Genomic DNA, 2,494 nt, shown 5'->3' on the forward strand with positions numbered 1-2,494 from the left:
TCTAGTCAGACAGTTCAACATCGAGCTGCTGGCTAGTTTTTTATTTTTAGGCCTCGTTAAATACTATTGTTGATATTCGTACAAAAAAAGCTGGATGAAGTCTTCAATTGTTTCTAATCGTACCCGAAACCAGTAGAAAAGAGAGAAAACGGTAACGAATAGGGTCTAATCGTGCCCGAAACCAGTAGCAAAAAGAGAAAGCGATAACTATTAGAAGGTATTAGCCTCTAAATAGTTACCGCTTTCTTATTTTTTAGCTCTTGAGGCTACATACGACTGTTGGATAAGAAATCAAAATTAAACTTTTTCAAAGCCTATTTATAAAAAATTATCACGAATCAACCGTTATCGTTGCCTTTTTTCGAGCCCTCAGAAACTTAACTAAATTTAAAACAATTGTTTTAGTAACGGCATAAGTTGGAATGGCTAACACCATTCCCATCACCCCTGCTAAATTTCCAGCAGCCAGCAATAAAATAATGATGGTAGCTGGATGAGTATCGAGGCTCTTCCCAAGAATTAGCGGAGACAAAACGTTTCCTTCTACTTGTTGAGCAACGACAATGACAACCAACACGAGTAAGGCTTTTGTAGGAGAATCGAATAAAGCCACTATAACGGCTGGTGCTCCACCAAGTATGGGTCCGACATAAGGGATAATGTTTGTTATAGCTACAACCAACGCCATCACAAGTGCAAATGGTAAATCAATAATTAGATAACCGATAAAGGCTAGCGTTCCGACTGCTAGAGCCACGATTACCTGGCCTTGAATATAAGCGGAAAGTGTTTCACCTGTTTCTTTTAAAACCGTTAGACCTTCCTCTCTATAAGGAGCAGGAAAGAACTTAGCTAAGGCTGCAGGAAATTTATGCCCGTCTTTAAACATATAGAAAAGCAAAAAAGGTACTGTGACCAGGATGATCGCAATATTGGCAATAACGCCTAAAATATTGGTAATACTAACGGTTATCGTGTCTGGTAATGTATTGGCGAATTCAATTAACCGTTTTTCGGCCGTGGCAAGAAGATCATTTTGTTCGTCAATAATCCAACGGAATTCAGATGACTGAGCCAATCCGTCAAAAAAATCTAACGTCTTATTTGCATACTTTGGAAGTTCGTTCGCAAGAGCAGTAAACTGCGCTGTGATGGAAGGAACTAAGTTTCCGATCGCTAAGACAAGGATACCAGAGAACACAACATAAATAATCAAAATGGCAATAAGTCTTGGAACCTTTTTCCGTTGTAGAAAATTAACAATAGGATTTAAAAGAAAAAACAAAAAACCTGTAATCAGTATCGGGAAAAAGATCGTTGAAAAAAAGACGCCGATAGGCTTAAACAAAAAAGTGATTTTGGTAGAGACAAAGATGATTGTTAAAATCAGTAAAATTTGGACTAACCAATAGTGGAGTTTACTTTTTGATGCCAATGTTTATACCTCTATTTCTTTTATGGATAGTATTAATTGTACCAAATATATAGGCCAAGCGACAAATAAGCGTACTTATTAGTAACCATCTATTTAAGTAGGTTATTATTAAGAGAAAAAGGTGTTGGGAAGTATGAATCAAGTAATTGAAACCATTTTAAATCATCGTTCTATCCGAAAATTCGAGGATCGTGCTTTGTCAGAGGAACAAATCGAAATGATTGTCCAATGCGCTCAAGCAGCATCCACCTCAAGCTTTATTCAAGCTTATTCGATTATTGGGATAAAAAGTCCAGACAAGAAAAAAAGGTTAGCTGAAATAGCTGGTAATCAAGCTTACGTAGAATCGAATGGACATCTGTTTATCTTTTGTGCGGACCTTCATCGTCATGAGGTAATTGCCGAAATGGAAGACCAGGATTTAACAACATCTCTACAAAGTACCGAAAAATTTATGGTTGGGTTAATTGATGCTACCCTGGCTGCACAGAATGCAGTATTAGCAGCAGAGTCAATGGGGTTAGGTGCTTGTTACATAGGTGGAATTCGAAACGACCTAGAAGCGGTCTGTGATTTACTGCATATTCCAAAACGTGTGATTCCACTATTTGCTGTGGTAGTAGGATATCCAGAGCAACAGCCAGATAAAAAGCCAAGATTACCGCTCCATCATGTGTATCATGAGGATGCTTACCAACAAAATAGTGAAACTTACAAATCACAACTCCAAGCATACGATAAAACCATCTCAGCCTATTACGAAGAACGGACGAATGGAAAAAGAAATGACACTTGGTCAGCACAAATGGCAAACATGCTCAAGTCTCCAAAACGTATGTATATGAAAGAGTTTGTTGAGAAGAAGGGTTTTGGTTTAGAGTAAGTAATTTTCAAAAGAATCTCAGCTTCTTACGACTAAAGGACTAGTGTTAACCAGCAAAGTAAAACATACTAACATTAGTAGTACAGACCAAGGCCATGGTTTGTGCTACTATTTTTTTTATAGTAGAAGTGAAGGAAGGTCAATCCGCTTATTGGACCATGTTAGAGTCCGTATTT

The 2,494-nt window shown here is 37.7% G+C and carries 2 protein-coding genes; one reads left to right on the top strand and one right to left on the bottom strand.

Going from position 1 to position 2,494, the window contains the following annotated elements; all coding sequences use genetic code 11:
* Nucleotides 1-331: 331 nt before the first annotated feature.
* The gene (locus LRP83_RS03720) at nucleotides 332-1,435 is read right to left on the bottom strand and encodes an AI-2E family transporter (RefSeq protein WP_230495319.1); all 1,104 of its coding nucleotides are present in this window, start codon (nucleotides 1,433-1,435) and stop codon (nucleotides 332-334) included.
* Nucleotides 1,436-1,568: 133 nt separating this feature from the next.
* On the opposite strand from LRP83_RS03720, the gene nfsA reads away from it, so the two are divergent.
* Nucleotides 1,569-2,318 (top strand): oxygen-insensitive NADPH nitroreductase, encoded by a 750-nt coding sequence (nfsA, locus tag LRP83_RS03725; RefSeq protein ID WP_230495320.1) that lies wholly within the window; start codon nucleotides 1,569-1,571, stop codon nucleotides 2,316-2,318.
* Nucleotides 2,319-2,494: the final 176 nt, after the last annotated feature.

It is taken from the genome of Pseudoneobacillus rhizosphaerae, assembly GCF_917563885.1.
In the GTDB taxonomy this organism is placed as follows: domain Bacteria; phylum Bacillota; class Bacilli; order Bacillales; family Cytobacillaceae; genus Pseudoneobacillus; species Pseudoneobacillus rhizosphaerae.